This is a genomic window from Streptomyces sp. NPDC041970 (assembly GCF_055588985.1).
Genome location: NZ_JBVJCD010000017.1, coordinates 41359 through 60418, shown reverse-complemented (window position 1 = coordinate 60418; position 19060 = coordinate 41359). Strand labels below are relative to the sequence as shown.

Here is a 19060-nt window from a genome sequence, read left to right as displayed (position 1 = left end):
GTTCGGTTCGGTTGGCGGGAGAGCACGGGATGACCACGGCGCCGGGACGCGGAAGCAGTACGTTCATCAGACTGCTGCGGCACGGATTCACCGACCCGTCCGCCGCCGAGCGACTCCTGAACCTGGACGCCCTGGCCTCCGTACGGTCCGACCCGGTCCTCCTGGAGGCGCTCGGGGCCACCGCCGACCCGGATCTGGCCCTGCGCGGGCTGGTCCGGCTCGTGGAGGCCGAGGAGCCGCACGAGCGCCAGGTGCTCCTGGACACCCTCATCACCGCCAAACCCCTGCGCGACCGGCTCCTCGGGGTCCTCGGGGCCTCCGAGGCGCTGGGGGACCACCTGGCCCGGCACCCGCGGGACTGGCAGGCGCTCGTCACGTACGAGGCCGCCGACCTGCACCCCCAGGTCGCCGAGTTCGAACGCGCTCTCGCGGAGGCCACCGAACCGGACGCGCTGCGGACCGCCTACCGCCGGTGCCTGCTCACCCTGGCCGCGCGGGACGTCTGCGGCACCACCGGCCTCGCCCAGACCGCCCGCGAGCTGGCCGACCTCGCCACAGCCACCCTGCGCGCCGCCCTCGCCATCGCCAGGGCGGCCGCCCCCGAGGACGCGGCGCTGTGCCGGCTCGCGGTCGTCGCGATGGGCAAGTGCGGCGGGCAGGAGTTGAACTACGTCTCCGACGTGGACGTGATCTTCGTCGGGGAGGCGCGCGAGGGGGCCGACGAGACCGGGGCCATGCAGGCGGCCACCCGGCTGGCCGCCCACATGATGCGGATCTGCTCCGACACCACCGTCGAGGGCACGATCTGGCCGGTCGACGCCAACCTCCGCCCGGAGGGACGCAACGGCCCCCTGGTGCGGACGCTCAGCTCGCACCTGGCCTACTACCAGCGCTGGGCGAAGACCTGGGAGTTCCAGGCTCTGCTGAAGGCCCGCGCCGTCGCCGGCGACCTGGAGCTGGGCGCGGAGTACGTCGAGGCCGTGGCCCCGCTGGTCTGGCAGGCCGCCGACCGGGAGAACTTCGTCCCCGACGTCCAGAAGATGCGCCGCCGCGTCGTCGACAACATCCCCCCCGACCGGATCGACCGGGAGCTGAAGCTCGGCCCCGGCGGGCTGCGGGACGTGGAGTTCGCCGTACAGCTCCTCCAGCTCGTGCACGGCCGCAGCGACGCCTCCCTGCGCAGCGGCACGACGCTGGAGGCCCTGCGGGCGCTCGCCGAGGGCGGTTACGTCGGCCGGGCGGACGCCGCCCAGCTCGACGAGGCGTACCGCTTCCTGCGCTCCATGGAGCACCGCATCCAGCTCTACCGGCTGCGCCGCACCCACCTGGTCCCCGAGGGGGAGGCCGACCTGCGGCGGCTCGGGCGGTCGCTGGGGATGCGCACCGACCCGGTGCCCGAGCTGCGCAAGGCGTGGAAGCGGCACACCTCCGTCGTGCGCAGGCTGCACGAGAAGATCTTCTACCGGCCGCTGCTGGACGCCGTCGCGCAACTGGCGCCGGCCGAGTCCCGGCTCAGCGCGAAGGCCGCCGCGCACCGCCTGGAGGCCCTCGGCTACGCCGACCCCGCCGCCGCCCTGCGGCATCTGGAGGCGCTGTCCTCTGGCGTCTCCCGCAAGGCCGCCATCCAGCGCACCCTGCTGCCGGTGCTGCTCGGCTGGTTCGCGGACTCCGCCGACCCGGACGCCGGGCTGCTGGGCTTCCGCAAGGTGTCCGACGCGCTCGGCAAGACCCCGTGGTATCTGCGGCTCCTGCGCGACGAGGGGGCCGCCGCGGAGAACCTGGCGCGGGTCCTCTCCGGCGGCCGCCTCGCCCCGGACCTGCTGATGCGGGCCCCCGAGGCGGTGGCGATCCTCGGCGACCCGGAGGGGCTGCGGCCGCGCACCCGCGCCCACCTGGAGCAGGAGGTGCTGGCGGCGGTGGGCCGGGCGGCCGACGCGGAGTCCGCCATCGCCGCGGTGCGCGGGGTGCGGCGGAGGGAGCTGTTCCGTACGACGGCCGCCGACCTCATCGGCTCGTACGGCACCGAGGAGAACCCCGCCGAGCAGGACCACGGGGCCCTGGTGGACCGCGTCGGCTCGGCCGTCACCGACCTCAACGCCGTCGCGATCGCGGGGGCGCTGCGGGCCGCCGTCCGCGAGCGGTGGGGCGACACCCTGCCGACCCGCTTCGCCGTCATCGGCATGGGCCGCTTCGGCGGGCACGAGCTGAGCTACGGCTCCGACGCCGACGTCCTCTTCGTCCACCGGCCCCGCGACGGCGTCAGCGACGAGGAGGCGAGCAGGGCCGCCGGGACCGTCATCTCCGAGATGCGGCGGCTGCTGCAACTGCCCACGGCCGATCCGCCGCTGCTGATCGACGCCGACCTGCGCCCGGAGGGCCGCAGCGGGCCCCTGGTGCGCACGTTGAAGTCGTACGCCGCCTACTACCGCCGCTGGTCGCTGGTCTGGGAGAGCCAGGCGCTGCTGCGGGCCGTGCCGATCGCCGGCGACGAGGAGCTGGGGCGCGCGTTCGTCGAGCTGGTCGACCCGCTGCGCTACCCCGCGGAGGGCCTCGGCGAGGACGCCGTGCGCGAGATCCGCCGGCTCAAGGCGCGGATGGAGTCCGAGCGGATGCCGCGCGGCGCGGACCCCACCCTCCAAGCCAAACTGGGCCGGGGCGGGCTGAGCGACGTCGAGTGGACCGTGCAGCTCCTCCAGATGCGGCACGGCTGGGCGGAGCCGGGGCTGCGCACCACCCGGACCAGGGAGGCGCTGGCCGCCGCGTGCGCGGCGGGCCTCATCCCGGCGGAGGAGGCGCAGACGCTGGACGAGGCGTGGGTGCTGGCGAGCCGGGTGCGCAACGCGGTGATGCTGGTCCGGGGGCGGCCCGGCGACACGTTCCCCTCCGACCCGCGCGAGACGGCGGCGGTCGGCCGCTACCTGGGGTACGAGCCGGGGCACGTCGGGGACATGCTGGACGACTACCGGCGCATCACGCGGCGGGCTCGGGCGGTGGTGGAGGAGCGGTTCTACGGGGCGTCCTCGTGAGGCCGCCCCCGGCGAGGGGTCGGCCGCCGCGCTACGGTCGGCGCGCCGCCGTCGCCGCCGCCGCCGCCTCCGGCTGCGGGGCGCGCACGCGCGGCGCGGGCGCCTCCGCCGGCCGGCCCAGGGCGGGTATCCGGGCCGCCCGCACCCCGGTCAGCCTGCCGCGGCCGGTCGGCACCCGCTTCGGCAGCCGGTGCGGCAGCGATCCGTACCAGCCGCACGACAGGGCGTAACCGAAGGCGAGGCAGACCATGCCGCCCACCGCGTCCAGCCAGAAGTGGTTGGCGGTGGCCACGATCACCACGAGGGTGGCCATCGGGTAGAGCAGGCCCAGGATGCGGGCCCAGGGCGCGGACGCCAGCGCGAAGATCGTCAGCCCGCACCAGAGCGACCAGCCGATGTGCATCGAGGGCATCGCCGCGTACTGGTTGGACATGTTCTTGAAGTTGCCCGAGGCCATCGAGCCCCAGGTCTCGTGGAGCAGCACGGTGTCGATGAAGTGCCCGCCGTTCATCAGGCGGGGCGGGGCGAGCGGGTAGAGGTAGTAGCCGAGGAGGGCCACCGCCGTCGTCGCGAAGAGCACCAGGCGGGTGGCGGCGTACCGGCCGGGATGGCGGCGGAAGAGCCACACGAGCACGCCTATGGTCACGACGAAGTGCAGGGTCGCGTAGTAGTAGTTCATCGACACGATCAGCCATGTCACGGAATTGACCGCGTGATTGACCGTTTCCTCGAAGGCGAGGCCCAGCGTCTTCTCCGCCGCCCAGATCCAGTCGGCGTTGGCCAGGGCCGCGGCCTTCTGCTCCGGAACCGCGTTGCGCACGAGGGAGTACAGCCAGTAACTCACCGCGATGAGCAGGATCTCGAACCACAGCCGCGGGCGGCGCGGGGAGCGCATCGCACGCAGGTGCGCGCGGACGCGGGTCCCGCGCCGGGGCGCCGGGGCCCCCTCGTCCGCGATGGGTGAGGGGTCGGTCGCCGACCTGCCATCGTGTGCGGTCACGTGTGTTTCACCCATGGGCACAGAGTCTGCCAGATGCGTTCCCCCGCTCGATCATCCCCCGGTCGGGCGCGGGCCGCACGTCCTGGGCGGCGGGCTGCGCCTCACGGACGGGCGTGGGACCCTGGGAGGTGTCCGGGCCCCGACGCGGTCGAACCGCGGACCACCAGCTCCGGCATGAAGACGAACTCGCTGTGCGGGGCGGGCGTTCCGCCGATCTCCTCCAGGAGCGCGCGCACCGCCGCCTGTCCCATCGCCGTCACCGGCTGGCGGATCGTGGTCAGCGGCGGATCGGTGAACGCTATGAGCGGCGAGTCGTCGTACCCCACCACCGACAGGTCGCGCGGCACCTCGCGCCCGAGCCGGCGGGCCGCCCGGATCGCGCCCAGCGCCATCATGTCGCTCGCGCACACGACCGCCGTGCAGCCGCGTTCGAGCAGGGCGGACGCGGCGGCCTGGCCGCCCTCCAGCGTGTACAGGGAGTGCTGGACCAACTCCTCCACCTCCTCCGGCTCCAGGCCGAGCTGCTCGCGCATCGTGGCGTGGAAGCCCTCGATCTTGCGGAGCACCGGCACGAAGCGCTTGGGCCCCACCGCGAGGCCGATGCGCCGGTGCCCGAGGGCCACCAGGTGCGTCACCGCCAGCCGCATCGCGGCCCGGTCGTCCGGGGAGATGAACGGGGCCCGCACCTGGTCGGAGAAGCCGTTCACCAGCACGAAGGGGACGCCCTGGCCGCGCAGTTGCTCGTAGCGCCCCATGTCGGCGGAGGTGTCGGCGTGCAGCCCGGAGACGAAGATGACGCCGGCGACGCCCCGGTCCACCAGCATCTCGGTCAGCTCGTCCTCGGTGGAGCCGCCGGGGGTCTGGGTCGCCAGCACCGGGGTGTAGCCCTGCCGGGTCAGCGCCTGGCCGATGACCTGCGCCAGCGCCGGGAAGATCGGGTTCTCCAGCTCCGGGGTGATCAGGCCGACCAGCCCCGCGCTGCGCCTGCGCAGCCGTACGGGACGTTCGTAGCCGAGGACGTCGAGCGCCGCCAGGACGGATTCGCGGGTGGCCGCCGCGACTCCGGGCTTGCCGTTCAGGACTCGGCTGACCGTTGCTTCGCTGACCCCCGCCTGAGTTGCGATATCGGCAAGCCGTGCGGTCATGGGATGCGACTGTACCGGGCAGGTCACCGATTGCCCACCGTGTGCGATGCCCGGCCGAGGGGGCCGGAACCGGGTCCGGCGGCAACCGCTTGCAAGGACTTGCGGGCGTGGACCACGGGGCGGGGCCGGGCCGCCGACGCGCGGCCGCACCGTGCCCCGCCTGCCGATGTCGGGCGGCGGCGGCCCGCGTCAAGGGGCATGACGGCAACCTTGCGGACACGTGCATGTAACGATCACCAGCCCTTGCAGAAATCTTCCGCAAGGTCTTTCGGTCGTCTTTCATCCTTGTTACGTTCACGTCGACCCGGCGCCGCGACGGAGCGGTACGGCAGTTGAAGGAGTTCAGATGCGACGTGGCATAACGGCCACCGCCCTGGTCGCGGCCCTGGCGCTCGCGGCGACCGCCTGCGGCGGCGACGAGTCCGGCGGCGGCACGAGTTCGGGCGAACTGTCCGGCACGGTGACCTGGTGGGACACCTCCAGCGTCGGCAGCGAGGACAAGGTCTTCAAGAAGCTGGCCGAGGGCTTCGAGAAGAAGCACCCGAAGGTCGACGTCAAGTACGTCAACGTGCCCTTCGGCGACGCGCAGAACAAGTTCAAGAACGCCGCCCAGGCCGGCGACGGCGCGCCCGACGTGATCCGCGCCGAGGTCGCCTGGACGCCGGACTTCGCCGACCTCGGCTACCTGGCCCCGCTGGACGGCACGGCCGCGCTGAAGAAGAAGGACGACTTCCTCAAGCAGGCCGTCGCCTCGACCGAGTACAAGGGCAAGACCTACGCCGTACCGCAGGTCATCGACTCCATGGGCATCTTCTACAACAAGAAGCTGCTGGCGAAGGCGGGCGTCGAGGCCCCCGCCGACCTGGACGACCTCAAGACCGCCGCCGCGAAGATCAAGGACAAGACCGGCAAGACCGGCCTCTACCTGCGCGGCGACGACCCGTACTACTTCCTCTCCTTCCTCTACGGCGAGGGCGGCGACCTGGTCGACGCCGAGGCCGAGAGCGTCACCGTCGACAACCCCGAGGGCGTCAAGGCGTTCAAGGCCGTCAAGGAGCTGGTCGACTCCGGCGCCGCGAAGACGGACGCGACGGACGGCTGGGAGAACATGATGCAGTCGTTCAAGAACGGCGACGTCGCCATGATGATCAACGGCCCCTGGGGCGTCGCCGAGACCCTGACCGGCAAGGAGTTCACGGACAAGGACAACCTGGGCATCGCCCCGGTCCCGGCCGGCTCCGCCGCCCAGGGCGCCCCGCAGGGCGGCCACAACCTCGCCGTCTACGCGGGCTCCAAGAACCTCGACGCCTCCTACGCATTCGTCGAGTACATGACCTCCGTGGACAGCCAGGCCACCGCCGCCGGCGAGCTGAACCTGCTCCCCACCCGGACCTCCGCGTACGCCAAGAAGGAGGCCGTGGACAGCGAGATCGTCGGCTTCTTCAAGCCGGTCGTCGAGACCGCCGTCGAGCGCCCCTGGATCCCCGAGGGCGGCAGCCTCTTCCCGCCGCTCGGCATCGAGTACACCAAGGTCCTCACCGGCCAGACCACGCCGGAGAAGGCCGCCAAGGCCACCGGCGACTCCTACCGCAAGCTCCTGAAGGACTGGAAGTAACAGGAAGGTTGGCCGACTGATGGCTGTCCACACCAGCCAGTCGGTGGTGAAGGCCGCGGGCGAGAGCGTCGCCCGCGGCCGGAGCCGCGGTACTGGCACCCCACCACCGAAGTCCGGCCGCACGCGCCGGGCCCTGTCGACCCACTGGTACGCCTGGACGATGGTCGCCCCGGTCGTCGTCGTGATCGGCGTGATCATCGGCTACCCGCTGCTCCGCGGCGTCTACCTCTCGATGACCGACGCCGACGAGCGCAACGTCGCCCGCTCCATCGGGGTCAACCAACTGCCCGCCACCTACGAGTTCGTCGGCGCCGACAACTACGTCGAGGCGCTGACCGGCTCGCAGTTCCTCGGCACGCTCGGCTGGACACTGGTGTGGACGGTCTCCTGCGTGAGCGTCACGTTCGCCCTCGGCATGGCCCTGGCCAACATCCTCAACCGCCGCATCGCCGGGCGCTCCGCCTACCGCATGGCCCTCATCCTGCCCTGGGCCATCCCCGGTTTCGTCTCGGTCTTCGCCTGGCGCTTCCTCTACAACGAGGACCGCGGGCTGCTCAACCAGATCCTCGGCGGAGCGGGCGTCGACGGCGTCCCGTGGCTGAACGACCCCACCTGGGCGAAGTTCTCCGTCATCGCCGTCAACGTCTGGCTCGGCGTCCCGTTCATGATGGTCGCCCTCCTCGGCGGACTCCAGTCCATCCCCTCCGAGCAGTACGAGGCGGCCGAGATGGACGGCGCGACCGCCTGGCAGCGCTTCCGCCACATCACGCTGCCCGGACTGCGCCCGGTCTCCACCACGGTGGTCCTGCTCTCCACCATCTGGACCTTCAACATGTTCCCGGTGATCTTCCTGCTGACCCGCGGCGGACCCGGCGAGGCCACCCAGATCCTGGTGACCCAGGCGTACAAGTTCTCCTTCGAGATCAGCCCGCGCGACTACGCCCAGTCCTCCACCTGGGGCGTGCTGATCCTCGTGCTCCTGATGCTCTTCGCCGTGGTCTACCGGCGAGTCCTGCGCTCCCAGGGAGACAACTGGTGACCACCGCGACCGAAACCCCCGCCCGGCACGCCGCGGGCAAGGTCCGGCTGCGCGGCGAGCGCTCCCCGCTCGCCTCCGTCGGGCTCCACCTCACCCTGATCACCGCCTCGGTGATCGCCGTCTTCCCGGTGCTGTGGGTCCTGCTGACCTCGCTCAAGCCCGCCAAGTACGCGACCACCTCGGACTTCTTCCGCGAGACGACGTTCGTCAACTACACCGACCTGCTCCGCGACACCGAGTTCCTGAGCTGGTTCGCCAACTCCGCGATCATCGCCGGACTCTCCACCGTGATCGGCGTCTTCGTCGCCGCCACCACCGGCTACGCCGTCAGCCGCTTCCGCTTCCCCGGCAAGCGCGGGCTGATGTGGACGCTGCTGATCACCCAGATGTTCCCGGTCGCCGTCCTCATCGTGCCGATCTACAACATCATGTCGAGCCTCGGACTGCTCAACCAGCCCGCCGGCCTCGTCATCACCTACCTCACCATCTCGGTCCCGTTCTGCGCCTGGATGATGAAGGGCTTCTTCGACACCATCCCGCGCGAGATCGACGAGTCGGGCGAGGTCGACGGCCTCACCCCGTTCGGCACCTTCTGGCGGCTCATCCTGCCGCTGGCCAAGCCGGGCCTCGCCGTCACCGCGTTCTACTCCTTCATCACCGCCTGGGGCGAGGTGGCGTACGCCTCCGCCTTCCTGGTGGGCGACGAGAACCTCACGCTCGCCGGCGGACTCCAGAAGTTCGTCAACCAGTACGGAGCGCAGTGGGGGCCGATGACCGCGGCCTCCGTCCTCATCGCCATCCCGGCCGCCCTGGTGTTCCTCTTCGCCCAGAAGCACCTGGTCACCGGCATGTCCGCCGGAGCCGTCAAGGGCTGAGGCCCCGCGCCCCGCCCCACCGCACCGTCACGGCGGCGCCCGCGCTCCGGTCGCCGGCGCCGCCTCCCCTCCAGACACCCCAGGGATGACATGACCCAGCACCTCGCTGCCCCCTCTACCGGCACGTCCCCCGACGCCCCGGACCACCGCACCGACTGGTGGCGGGACGCGGTGATCTACCAGGTCTATCCGCGGAGCTTCGCCGACGGCGACGGCGACGGCATGGGCGACCTCGCCGGTATCACCGCCCGTCTGCCCCACCTGCGGGACCTGGGCGTCGACGCGGTCTGGCTGAGCCCCTTCTACGCCTCCCCGCAGGCGGACGCGGGCTACGACGTCTCCGACTACCGGGCCATCGACCCGATGTTCGGCACCCTGCTGGACGCCGACGCGCTGATCCGCGAGGCCCACGGCCTGGGCCTGCGCATCATCGTCGACCTGGTGCCCAACCACTCCTCCGACCAGCACGAGTGGTTCAAGCGCGCCCTGGCCGAGGGCCCCGGCTCCGCCCTGCGCGAGCGCTACCACTTCCGCCCCGGCAAGGGCGCGGACGGCGAACTCCCGCCCAACGACTGGGAGTCCATCTTCGGCGGCCCCGCCTGGACCCGCACCGCCAACCCGGACGGCACGCCGGGCGACTGGTACCTCCACCTCTTCGCCCCCGAGCAGCCCGACTTCAACTGGGAACACCCGGCCGTCGCCGACGAGTTCCGCTCCATCCTGCGGTTCTGGCTCGACATGGGCGTCGACGGCTTCCGGGTCGACGTCGCCCACGGCCTCGTCAAGGCGGAGGGCCTGCCCGACCTCGGCGCGCACGACCAGCTCAAGCTGCTCGGCAACGACGTCATGCCCTTCTTCGACCAGGACGGCGTGCACGAGATCTACCGCAGTTGGCGCACCATCCTCGACGAGTATCCGGATGCCATGGGGACCGAAGGGCCTTCGACAGAAGGGCGGCGGCGGGTGACGGGCGGGCGGATCGCCGTGGCCGAGGCATGGACCCCCACCGTGGAGCGCACCGCCCACTACGTGCGCCCCGACGAGATGCACCAGGCGTTCAACTTCCAGTACCTCTCCACCGCCTGGGACGCCGCCGAGCTGCGCGCGGTCATCGACGCCTCGCTCGACGCGATGCGCCCGGTCGGCGCGCCCACCACCTGGGTGCTCTCCAACCACGACGTCACCCGCCACGCCACCCGGTTCGCCAACCCGCCGGGCCTGGGCACCCAGATCCGCACCCCCGGCGACCGCGAGCTGGGCCTGCGCCGGGCCCGCGCCGCCACCCTCCTGATGCTGGCCCTCCCCGGCTCCGCCTACGTCTACCAGGGCGAGGAGCTGGGCCTGCCCGACGTCACCGACCTGCCCGACGAGGTCCGCCAGGACCCGTCGTTCTTCCGCGCCGCGGGCCAGGACGGCTTCCGCGACGGATGCCGGGTGCCGATCCCGTGGACCCGCGAGGGCAGCAGCTACGGCTTCGGCGACGGCGGGAGCTGGCTCCCGCAGCCCGCCTGCTGGGGCGAGCTGTCCGTCGAGGCGCAGACCGGCGTGGAGGGCTCCACGCTGGAGCTGTACCGGGCCGCCATCGCGGCCCGCCGCGACCACCCCGGCCTCGGCGCGGGCTCGTCCGTCGAATGGCTGGACACCCCCGAGGGCGTCCTCGCCTTCGCCCGCCCCGGCTTCGTCTGCACCGTCAACACCACCGGCGCCCCGGTCCGCGTCGCCGCCCCCGGCCGGGTGCTGCTCGCCAGCTCCCCGGTCGCCCCGGACGGCGGCGAGGTCGAGCTGCCCGCCGACACCGCGGTGTGGTGGACGGTGTGACACTGCCCGCGTCCAGGACCGGCGTCCCGCCCCGCCTCAGCGACATCGCCGGTCAGGCGGCGGTCAGCGAGGCCACGGTCAGCCGCGTCCTGAACGGGAAGCAGGGCGTCGCGGACGCCACGCGCCAGCGGGTGCTCGCGGCGCTCGACATCCTGGGCTACGAGCGGCCCGTGCGGCTGCGTCAGCGCAGCGCCGGGCTGATCGGCCTGGTGACGCCCGAACTCACCAACCCGATCTTCCCGGCGTTCGCCCAGTCCGTCGAACAGGTGCTGGCCGGGCACGGCTTCACCCCCGTGCTCTGCACCCAACTGCCGGGCGGGGCGACCGAGGACGAGCTGGTCGAGCAGCTCGTCGAGCGGGGCGTCGGCGGCATCGTCTTCCTCTCCGGGCTGCACGCGGACACCTCCGCCGACCCGGCGCGGTACGCCGCGCTCACCGAGCGCGGCGTGCCGTTCGTCCTGATCAACGGCTACAACGAACGCATCAGCGCCCCCTTCGTCTCGCCCGACGACAGCGCCGCCGTGCGGATGGCCCTCGGGCACCTGGCCGACCTCGGCCACCGCCGGGTCGGCCTCGCCGTCGGACCGCTCCGGTACGTGCCCTCCCGCCGCAAGCGCGACGGGTTCGTGGCGGCGGCCCCCTCCCTGCTCGGCATGGACCGGGGCGACGCCGAACGGCTCGTCTGCTCCACGCTGTTCGGCGTCGAGGGCGGGCAGGTGGCGGCCGGGGCCCTGCTGGACGCCGGCTGCACCGGCATCGTCTGCGGCAGCGACCTGATGGCCCTGGGCGTGGTGCGGGCCGCTCGGGGGAGGGGGCTCGACGTGCCCCGCGACGTCTCCGTCGTCGGCTTCGACGACTCGCAGCTCATCGCGTTCACCGATCCGCCGCTGACCACGGTCCGCCAGCCCGTGCAGGCCATGGCGGCGGCCGCGGTGGGCGCGCTGCTGGAGGAGATCGGCGGGAGCCCGGTGCAGCGCACCGAGTACGTCTTCCAGCCCGAGCTGGTGGTGCGGGGCTCGACGGCGGCGGTACGCACCGGCTGACGGCGGTACCGGGGTCGGAGGGGGTGCGACGTAGCAGCGGCGCAAGGGGTTGCGCAAGGTCTTGCGGACGGATGGCGCCGCTGTTTCCCGGATGTGAGCGGGAGATGTCACAAGGGTTGACCGGTACCGGACGGGCTCGTACGGTCGGCTGCGCGGCAAGCTTTGCATTCTTGCAGCAAGAAGCTTCATGAGCCTTGAGGGCAGGGCGCGTTGCCGGAAGAGGCTGCTCGGTCACCCGCGTTTCTCCACCCGCAGGAGGAAAGACATGGCACGCAGACCCCTCTCCGCCGCACTCGCCCTCGTGGCCGCCGCCCTCGTCGTCCCCACCGGATTCGGCGGGGCGGGCTCGGCTCGGGCCGCCGCTCCGGGCGGCAGGGACGTCACCGCCGTGATGTTCGAGTGGAGGTTCGCCTCCGTAGCCAAGGCGTGTACGGACAGCCTCGGTCCGGCGGGCTACGGCTACGTCCAGGTCTCGCCGCCCCAGGAGCACGTCCAGGGCGGCCAGTGGTGGACGTCCTACCAGCCCGTCAGCTACGAGATCGCCGGCCGGCTCGGCGACCGGGCCGCCTTCTCCGCCATGGTGGACACGTGTCATGCGGCCGGGGTCAAGGTCGTCGCGGACGCCGTCGTCAACCACATGGCGGCAGGCGGCGGCACCGGCACCGGCGGCTCCGCCTACACCAAGTACGGCTATCCGGGCCTCTATTCGGGCCACGACCTCGACGACTGCCGGTCCGAGGTCACGGACTACCGGAACCGGGCCGACGTCCAGAACTGCGAACTGGTCGGCCTGGCCGACCTGGACACCGGCGAGGAGTACGTACGCGGCAGGATCGCCGGCTACCTCGACGACCTGCTCTCGCTCGGCGTCGACGGCTTCCGGATCGACGCGGCCAAGCACATGCCCGCCGCCGACCTCGCCGCCGTCAAGTCCCGGCTGAGCGATCCGAACGTCCACTGGAAGCACGAGGCGATCCACGGCGCCGGCGAGGCCGTCTCGCCCTCCGAGTACCTGGGCAGCGGGGACGTCCAGGAGTTCCGGTACGGGCGGAGCCTCAAGCAGGTCTTCCTCCACGAGAACCTGGCGCACCTGAAGAACTTCGGCGAGGGCTGGGGCTTCGTGGAGTCCGGGAAGTCCGCCGTCTTCGTCGACAACCACGACACCGAGCGGGGCGGCGACACCCTGAGCCACAAGGACGGTTCCGCCTACACGCTGGCCAACGTGTTCATGCTGGCCTGGCCCTACGGCTCCCCGGACGTCCACTCCGGCTACGGGTTCAGCGACCGCGACGCCGGACCGCCCAACGGCGGCCACGTGAACGCCTGTCACAGCGACGGCTGGACGTGCCAGCACGCGTGGCGGGAGATCGCCTCCATGGTCGGCTTCCGCAACGCGGCGCACGGCCAGGGCGTCACCGACTGGTGGGACGACGGCGGGGACCGGATCGCCTTCGGCCGGGGCTCCACGGCGTACGCCGTCCTCAACCACACCGGCTCCGCGCTCGGTCGCACCTTCCAGACCTCGCTGCCCGCCGGCGACTACTGCGACGTGCAGTCCGGCAAGGGCGTGCGCGTCGACGGCTCCGGGCGGTTCACCGCCACCGTCGCCCCCGGCGCGGCCCTGGCCCTGCACGTCAACGCCCGCTCGTGCGGCGGAGGTTCCACCCCCGAGCCGGGCGACGGCCCGACCGGCGCCTCCTTCGGCGTCACCGCCACCACGCGGCTCGGCCAGAGCATCCACGTCACCGGCGACCGGGCCGCCCTCGGCGACTGGAACCCGGCGAACGCGCCGAAGCTCGACCCGGCGGCGTACCCCGTCTGGAAGCTGGACGTGGCCCTGCCCGCCGGGACCACGTTCGCCTACAAGTACGTCCGCGAGGACGCCGCCGGAAACGTCACCTGGGAGAGCGGCGCCAACCGCACCGCCACCGTCCCCGCCTCCGGCAGGGTCGCGCTGACCGGCGACGTCTGGCGCCCCTGACCGATCCCACCCCCGAACGGGCCGGCGGCTCCCACCGCCGGCCCGCCCCCGACCGATCCCAGCCGAGGAGCACCCTCCGTGTCCCGAACCACCCTCAGGCGAGGGGCGGTGGCGGCCCTGTGCGCGGCCCTGCTGCCCGTCGTCCCCTCGGCCGCGGCCGCCGCGCCGCCCCGGCCGCCGTCCCCGCCCTCGAACGCCGCACTCGCGCGCGAGCCGGCCCGGCACGACCTCACGCGCGAGCAGTTCTACTTCGTGCTGCCCGACCGCTTCGCCAACGGCGACCGTTCCAACGACCGCGGCGGACTCGCCGGCGCACGCCCGGAGACCGGCTACGACCCCGCCGACAAGGGCTTCTACCAGGGTGGCGACCTCAAGGGCCTGGCCCAGAAGCTCGACTACATCAAGGGCCTCGGCACCACCGCCATCTGGATGGCCCCGATCTTCAAGAACCGGCCCGTCCAGGGCGCCGGCAAGGACGCCTCGGCCGGCTACCACGGCTACTGGATCACCGACTTCACCCAGGTCGATCCGCACTTCGGCACCAACGCCGACCTGGAGAAGCTGATCGACAAGGCCCACGCCAAGGGCATGAAGGTCTTCTTCGACGTCATCACCAACCACACCGCCGACACCGTCGATTACGCCGAGAAGGCCTACGGATACAAGCCGAAGGGCGCCTTCCCCCACCTCGACCGGGACGGCCGCCCCTTCGACGACCGCGAAGGCGTGAAGAAGGTGGACCGGGACTCCTTCCCGTACACCCCCGTGCAGGCCCCCGGCGCCGCCGTGAAGGTGCCGTCCTGGCTCAACGACCCGACCATGTACCACAACCGGGGCGACTCGACGTGGGCCGGCGAGTCCACCGAGTACGGCGACTTCTCCGGCCTCGACGACCTGTGGACCGAGCGTCCCGAGGTCGTGCGGGGCATGGCGAGGATCTACGAGAAGTGGGTCCGCGACTTCGACGTCGACGGCTTCCGCGTCGACACCGTCAAACACGTCGACCTGGACTTCTGGACCCAGTGGGCCACCGCGCTCGACGACTACGCGGCCGAGCGCGGCCGGGACGACTTCTTCCTGTTCGGCGAGGTCTACTCCGCCGACACCGAGATCACCTCCCCGTATGTCACCCGGGGCCGGCTGGACTCCACGCTGGACTTCCCCTTCCAGGACGCCGCCCGGCAGTTCGCCTCCCGGGGCGCGCCCGCCGACGGGCTCGCCTCGGTGTACGGGAACGACTACCGCTACACCACCGACAAGGCCAACGCCTACGAGCAGGTCACCTTCCTCGGCAACCACGACATGGGCCGCATCGGGACCTTCCTGAAGCAGGACAACCCGCAGGCCGACGACGCGGAGCTGGTGCGGCGCGCCCGGCTCGCCAACGAGCTGATGTTCCTCGGCCGCGGCAACCCGGTCGTCTACTACGGCGACGAGCAGGGCTTCACCGGCGCGGGCGGCGACAAGGACTCCCGTCAGACCCTCTTCGCCTCGAAGACCGCCGACTACCTCGACGACGACCAGCTCGGCACCGACCGCACGCACGCCTCCGACGCGTACGACACCGCGCACCCGCTCTACCGCTCCATCGCCGCGCTGGCGAAGCTCACCGGGGAACACCCGGCGCTGCGTGACGGCGTCCAGATCCAGCGGCACGCGCGGGGGCCGGTGCACGCCGTCTCCCGCATCGAGGCGAAGCGCCCGTACGAGTACCTGTTCGCCTCCAACAACTCCGCCGCGCCGCGCGAGGTCCAGCTCGCCACCGAGTCGGCCGGCATGGACTTCCGTACGCTGTACGGCGGTTCGGGCACGCTCCGCAGCGGCGCCGACAAGCGGGTCGCCCTCACCGTCCCCGCCCTCTCCACCGTCGTGCTCCGCGCGGACCGGCCGGTCGGCCCCCCGGCCGCCGCGCCCGCGATCTCCCTCGTGGCCCCGGCCGCCGGAGCGACCGGCACCGTCGAGATCACCGCCGACGTGGACGGCGACCCTTTGAGCCGGGTCGTCTTCGCCGCCCAGGCGGGCGAGGGTGAGTGGAAGACGCTCGGTTCGGCCGACCACGCCCCGTACAAGGTCACCCAGCACCTCGACGCGACGGTGAAGGCGGGCGCCCCGCTGCGCTACAAGGCCGTCGTCGTGGACCGGACGGGCCGCACCGCCGGCGCCCTCGCCTCGACCACCGCCGGCCAGGCCCCGCCGCCCGCCGAACCGGTCGCCGTCCAACGCGACCACGCGGTCGTCCACTACCGGCGCGCCGACGGCGACTACGAGGGCTGGCAGCTCACGTCGGGCAGCGCGTCAGCCGAGTTCATCGGACGGGACGCCTTCGGGGCCTTCGCCTGGCTGGACTTGGAGGAGGGCGCGACCTCGCTCCCGTACACCGTCGAGAAGGACGGCACGGCCGACGGCCCGCGGCGGACCATCGACCTCGGCGCGACCGGCCAGGTCTGGATCGAGCAGGGGGAGGACGGGCAGCGCACCGAAGCCCCCGAGACCCCGCCGCAGGACACCGCCAAGGCCGTCCTCCACTACCACCGCCCGGACGGGGACTACGACGGGTGGGGGCTGCACACCTGGGCCGGGGCCAAGGAGCCCACCGACTGGGCCGAGCCGCTGATGCCCGTGAAGAAGAACGCCTACGGGGCCACCTTCGAGGTGCCGCTCGTCGACGGGGCCGCCTCGCTCAGCTACATCCTGCACAAGGGCGACGAGAAGGACCTGCCCACCGACCAGTCGCTCGACCTCGCCACGTACGGCCACGAGGTCTGGTTGCTCGGCGGCCGGCCCGGCCACCTCCTCCCGCAGACCGGCGGCGGCCCGGCCCCCGACCTCTCCAGGGCCGAGGCGCAGTGGATCGACGCGGACACCGTCGTCTGGAAGGTGAAGGCCACCGACGCCACCAGCCAGCAGCTCGTGTACGCGGAGGACGGCGGCATCTCCGTCGTCGACGGGGCGCTCTCCGACGAGGGCCGCTGGCTGCGCCTCGCCCCGACCGCGCTCGACGACGCACAGCGGGCGAAACACCCCCACCTCAAGGACTACCCGGCGTTCACCGTGGACGCCCGCGACCGGGACCGGGTCCGCGCGTCGCTGCGCGGCCAGGTCATCGCCACCCAGCGCGCCGCCGACGGGGCCCTGCTCGCCGCCACCGGCGTACAGACCGCGGGCGTCCTGGACGACCTGTACGGCAGGAACGCCGCCTCGGCCGCCCTCGGCCCGGTCTTCCGCGCCGGCACGCCCACCCTGTCGCTGTGGGCCCCCACCGCCCGGACCGTCTCGCTCGAACTCGACGGCCGCACCGTCCCGATGAGGCGCGACGACCGCACCGGCGTCTGGTCGGCCACCGGGGAGAAGAGCTGGCGGGGCAAGCCCTACCGGTACGCCGTGACCGTCTGGGCCCCCACCGTCCGGAAGACGGTCACCAACAAGGTCACCGACCCCTACTCCACCGCCCTGACCGCCGACTCCGCCCGCAGCCTCGTCGTCGACCTCGCCGACCCGGAGCTGGCGCCGCGCGGCTGGTCCACCCTGGAGAAGCCCGCCGCCACCCCGCTGCGCGACGCCCAGATCCAGGAGCTGCACGTCCGGGACTTCTCCCTCACCGACCGCACGGCGCAGCACCCCGGCGAGTACCGCGCCTTCACCGACACCCGCTCGCGCGGGATGCGGCACCTGAGGAAGCTGGCCGACTCCGGCACCAGCCACGTCCACCTCCTGCCCGTCTTCGACCTCGGGACCGTCCCGGAGAGGAAGGAGGACCGGGCGGAGCCCGCCTGCGACCTGTCCGCCCACGCCCCCGACTCCGCGGAGCAGCAGGCCTGCGTCGGCGCGTCCGCCGCCGGGGACGGCTTCAACTGGGGCTACGACCCGCTGCACTACACCGTCCCCGAGGGCTCCTACGCCTCCGACCCGGACGGCCCCCGGCGCACGGTCGAGTTCCGGCAGATGGTGCAGGGGCTCAACCGGGCCGGGCTGCGGACCGTCATGGACGTCGTCTACAACCACACCGTCGCCTCCGGGCAGGACGACAAGTCGGTCCTGGACCGCATCGTGCCCGGCTACTACCAGCGGCTCCTGGCGGACGGCTCCGTCGCCACCTCCACCTGCTGCGCCAACACCGCGCCCGAGCACACCATGATGGGCAAGCTCGTCGTCGACTCGGTCGTCACCTGGGCCAGGGAGTACAAGGTCGACGGCTTCCGCTTCGACCTCATGGGCCACCACCCCAAGGCCAACATCCTCGCCGTCCGCGAGGCCCTGGACGGACTCACGCCCGCCAGGGACGGCGTCGACGGGAAGAAGGTCATCCTGTACGGGGAGGGCTGGAACTTCGGCGAGGTGGCGGACGACGCCCGCTTCGTCCAGGCCACCCAGAAGAACATGGCCGGCACCGGCGTCGCCACCTTCTCCGACCGCGCCCGCGACGCCGTGCGCGGCGGCGGCCCCTTCGACGGCGACCCCGGCGTCCAGGGCTTCGCCAGCGGGCTCTACACCGACCCCAACGCCTCCCCGGCCAACGGCACCCGCGCCGAGCAGCGGGCCCGACTGCTGCACTACCAGGACCTGATCAAGGTCGGCCTCACCGGGAACCTCGCCGACTACACCTTCACCGACACCTCCGGCCGCCGGGTCAAGGGCTCCGACGTCGACTACAACGGAGCCCCCGCCGGTTACGCGTCCGCCCCCGGCGACGCCCTCGCCTACTCCGACGCCCACGACAACGAGACGCTGTTCGACGCCCTCGCCTTCAAGCTCCCGGCCGGGTCCGCGCCCGGCGAACGGGCCAGGGCCCAGGTCGTCGCCATGGCGGCCGCCGTCCTCTCCCAGGGGCCCTCGCTCTCCCAGGCGGGCACGGACCTGCTGCGCTCCAAGTCGCTGGACCGCAACTCCTACGACAGCGGCGACTGGTTCAACGCCCTGCACTGGGACTGCCGCGACGGCAACGGCTTCGGCCGGGGCCTGCCGCCGGCCGGCGACAACGCGGACAAGTGGCCCTACGCCCGGCCCCTGCTGGCCTCCGCGTCGGCGATCGCCCCCGGCTGCGCGCAGATCGATGCCGCGTCCGCCGCCTACCGCGACCTGCTCGCCATCCGCACGGGGGAGAAGGAGTTCTCCCTGCCCACCACCGCGCAGGTGCAGTCCGCCCTCTCCTTCCCGCTCTCCGGGAAGGACGAGACCCCCGGCGTGATCACCATGCGGCTGGGCCGGCTCGTCGTCGTCCTCAACGCCGCGCCCGGCCCCGCCGTCCAGCGGCTCGCGACCCCGAAGGGGCGGACGTACGCCCTGCACCCGGTCCAGGCGGCGGGCGGGGACCCGCTGGTCAAACGAGCCAGGTACGACACGAAATCAGCCAGTTTCACCGTACCGGGCCGCACGGCGGCGGTCTTCGTCCTGAGCTGACCTCCGGCGGCACTACGGTGTCCGCAGACGTCGGCGACGGAGCCGCGACAGCCGCCTCGGCCGACCGCCCCGGGGGGGCGGGGGGGGGGGGGGGGGGGGGGGGGGGGGGGGGGGGGGGGGG

At 72.6% G+C, this 19060-nt stretch carries 10 protein-coding genes; 8 read left to right on the top strand and 2 right to left on the bottom strand.

The features are described from left to right. Positions 1 to 29 precede the first annotated feature (29 nt). On the top strand, positions 30 to 3026 hold the full coding sequence (locus ACZ6EJ_RS11860) for a bifunctional [glutamine synthetase] adenylyltransferase/[glutamine synthetase]-adenylyl-L-tyrosine phosphorylase (protein WP_469266485.1): 2997 nt from the start codon (positions 30 to 32) through the stop codon (positions 3024 to 3026). 31 nt (positions 3027 to 3057) lie between these two features. On the opposite strand, the gene ACZ6EJ_RS11855 is transcribed toward ACZ6EJ_RS11860, so the two are convergent. Continuing rightward, positions 3058 to 4041, bottom strand: coding sequence for a phosphatase PAP2 family protein (locus ACZ6EJ_RS11855; RefSeq protein ID WP_469266483.1), 984 nt, complete (start codon positions 4039 to 4041; stop codon positions 3058 to 3060). An 86-nt stretch (positions 4042 to 4127) separates the two neighbouring features. Then, positions 4128 to 5171 (bottom strand): LacI family DNA-binding transcriptional regulator, encoded by a 1044-nt coding sequence (locus ACZ6EJ_RS11850; RefSeq protein WP_469266482.1) that lies wholly within the window; start codon positions 5169 to 5171, stop codon positions 4128 to 4130. A gap of 346 nt (positions 5172 to 5517) precedes the next feature. On the opposite strand from ACZ6EJ_RS11850, the gene ACZ6EJ_RS11845 reads away from it, so the two are divergent. The 7 genes from ACZ6EJ_RS11845 to pulA all read left to right on the top strand — a co-directional run bounded on the left by ACZ6EJ_RS11845 (position 5518) and on the right by pulA (position 18939). Then, positions 5518 to 6786 carry an extracellular solute-binding protein gene (locus ACZ6EJ_RS11845; protein ID WP_469266481.1) on the top strand — a complete coding sequence of 423 codons (1269 nt, stop codon included), beginning with the start codon at positions 5518 to 5520 and terminating at the stop codon, positions 6784 to 6786. Positions 6787 to 6805: 19 nt separating this feature from the next. After that, complete coding sequence (locus tag ACZ6EJ_RS11840) at positions 6806 to 7825, top strand: carbohydrate ABC transporter permease (protein ID WP_469266480.1); 1020 nt, start codon at positions 6806 to 6808, stop codon at positions 7823 to 7825. Next, a complete protein-coding gene (locus ACZ6EJ_RS11835) occupies positions 7822 to 8700 on the top strand; it encodes a sugar ABC transporter permease (RefSeq protein ID WP_469266478.1) in 879 nt (292 codons plus the stop codon). Before ACZ6EJ_RS11840 ends, ACZ6EJ_RS11835 begins: the two co-directional genes overlap by 4 nt. Before the next feature lie 90 nt (positions 8701 to 8790). Beyond that, positions 8791 to 10518, top strand: coding sequence for a glycoside hydrolase family 13 protein (locus ACZ6EJ_RS11830; protein WP_469266477.1), 1728 nt, complete (start codon positions 8791 to 8793; stop codon positions 10516 to 10518). Then, positions 10503 to 11561 carry a LacI family DNA-binding transcriptional regulator gene (locus tag ACZ6EJ_RS11825; RefSeq protein ID WP_469266475.1) on the top strand — a complete coding sequence of 353 codons (1059 nt, stop codon included), beginning with the start codon at positions 10503 to 10505 and terminating at the stop codon, positions 11559 to 11561. The genes ACZ6EJ_RS11830 and ACZ6EJ_RS11825 overlap by 16 nt, the downstream gene beginning before the upstream one ends. Positions 11562 to 11826: 265 nt before the next feature. Continuing rightward, positions 11827 to 13542, top strand: coding sequence for a carbohydrate-binding module family 20 domain-containing protein (locus ACZ6EJ_RS11820; protein WP_469266474.1), 1716 nt, complete (start codon positions 11827 to 11829; stop codon positions 13540 to 13542). Between the two features lie 78 nt (positions 13543 to 13620). Further along, positions 13621 to 18939, top strand: a complete 5319-nt coding sequence (gene pulA / locus ACZ6EJ_RS11815) for a pullulanase-type alpha-1,6-glucosidase (RefSeq protein ID WP_469266472.1) — start codon at positions 13621 to 13623, stop codon at positions 18937 to 18939. The last annotated feature ends 121 nt before the right edge of the window (positions 18940 to 19060 follow it).